The 1,901-nt window shown below is 63.7% G+C and carries 2 protein-coding genes; both read left to right on the top strand.

What is annotated here, in order from left to right; genetic code table 11:
- Positions 1-134 precede the first annotated feature (134 nt).
- Positions 135-959: a hypothetical protein gene (locus BAY60_RS35400; protein WP_043839739.1), complete on the top strand. Its 825-nt coding sequence runs from the start codon at positions 135-137 to the stop codon at positions 957-959.
- 60 nt (positions 960-1,019) lie between these two features.
- Positions 1,020-1,790, top strand: a complete 771-nt coding sequence (locus BAY60_RS35395) for a hypothetical protein (protein ID WP_043839741.1) — start codon at positions 1,020-1,022, stop codon at positions 1,788-1,790.
- Positions 1,791-1,901: the final 111 nt, after the last annotated feature.

Below are 1,901 nucleotides of genomic sequence, written 5' to 3'. Positions count from 1 at the left end.
AGCTGACTTGAGCTACGCAGTGCGGGAGGGCCGGCGTTGGAGCCGTCGGTAAGGACGAGTGATATGTAGGCTTCAACCGTTCCGTACCCGACGGGACTGCTTCGACGAACTTGGCGTTGGGAGGGTGCCTGCTCATGGGCGAGCTAGGTGTGATCCGCAATTACGCCTACTGGTCGGATCGCCGTATCCGGGACATCGCGTCAGACAACGGCATCCCCCTCGAACGACGCGTGAGTTGGAAGGCCAAGACGGCTTTTCCGTTGATCGGTGGGCTCGAAGTTGCTCCGGAGGCACGCACGCTAGACCGTGCCGAAGTGGCGCCCAGGATCGAGACGGCGATCGGCGACCTTGCAGTTCAGGACTTCGTCACCCCGCCACCGGTGATGTTCGCGAAGGGCGTCGGCCGGGTCGAGTTCGCCCAGTTCACGGGTGGCATCGAGAAGCGACAGGTCGTCGTGATCTACACCAACACCCGCAGCAGCACTGGGAGTCGCGTCGACGTGTGCCTGTTCGGCAGCCTGGAGAACACCGCCGACTACATCGGCGGCTCCGACCAACCACCGCCAGGATGGTCGTCCTCCGCAGCTCGGACAATTGCTCTCTACATCCAGAGCCGAGGAACGATCAACAACTCGCAGTGGGACGACCCGGAGTCCCTCGCAGTCGAAGCCCTGAAGATCGCAACAGAGCAGGGCGTGACCGGAAACTGGGACGAACACGAGAACAAGCCCTGGACGCGGGGGTTCACACTCGGCCACACGACCGAATCCGAGTGGTTCGCACAGATCTACAGCGACGTCGTGCTCGACAAAGACCGGTGGACCTTTCCCAGCGACGGCGGCATCAGCCCAGACGTCGAGCGCATCCTCATCGGCGCTCCATTGTGGGTACGGACTCCGGGCGCACACGCCGTCACCCGCTACCGCGACCTACGCTCAGGGAGCGACAGAGCAACATGACAAGGGACTCCTGCCTGGCCTGGATGGCCACCACTACGCCTTGACGGACACAATAATCGAGTGAGCGATGACTGGGAGCAGCGCTGGGCATCGGGAGCCCGGACGTTCTACATCGCCGAGATCGTGCGGCAGGCGAGTTACGCCTTGGCGGCGGTGCAACAGGCGCTTCAACTCAGCCGGGATCCACAGGGGCGTTCCGAGGCGTGGCCGGCAGTCCAATCGTTCCTCACTGCGACTGCCATCATCAGCAAGTTGTTGTGGCCCGTCAGAGCCGAGAGAGCCGACCGCAAGTCCCGTTGGCGTCGCTTTCGCGCAGATCGACTGCGGACCGAGTTGATGGTCAGCGACACCTCGGCCCTGCGGGACAGGAAGGTCCGGGACTCCGCTGATCATTTCGACGAACGCATCGACGACCTTGTCCGCGACCAGCGCATCCCGCAGGCGTGGACAGACCTGGCGGACGAGGAGCTCACGCAACGGGCAGCCCCGTTTCGTGCGATCGATGCTGATACCGGGGAGGTGCTTGCAGGCCATGACCGAATGGCCTTGGCGCCAGTCGTCACCGAGCTGAACGCGATTCTGCAACGGTGCGAAACCATCGAGCCCGGATCCTCCAGTGCCCCCGACGTCACCATGCTGCTGGCCACGCTGAGGTGGCCGCCGCTGCCGTCCCTGTTCGCGCCCACCGAGCGCTCCGACGAACCAGTCACCGCCAGGGCCAGTATCGCGGCGACTGGCCCTCAGACCCTGGAGGGGTTGATCACGCTGGTTATCGATCAGCTCTTCGAGCATCCGGACACGAACCGCACCCGGCGCAGAAAACATCGGTGACGTCAGGCCGGTCCAGCTGGCATGCTGGTTACGTACCGCGATCAAGTGCGAACGCACGGTGAGTGTGCCTGTGAGCATATCCGTGAGCATGCCCCTGGCTCTCACCAGACT

The sequence above is a fragment of the Prauserella muralis genome (assembly GCF_003202285.1).
In the GTDB taxonomy this organism is placed as follows: domain Bacteria; phylum Actinomycetota; class Actinomycetes; order Mycobacteriales; family Pseudonocardiaceae; genus Prauserella_B; species Prauserella_B muralis.
This window is presented reverse-complemented; position numbering and strand designations above follow the sequence as displayed.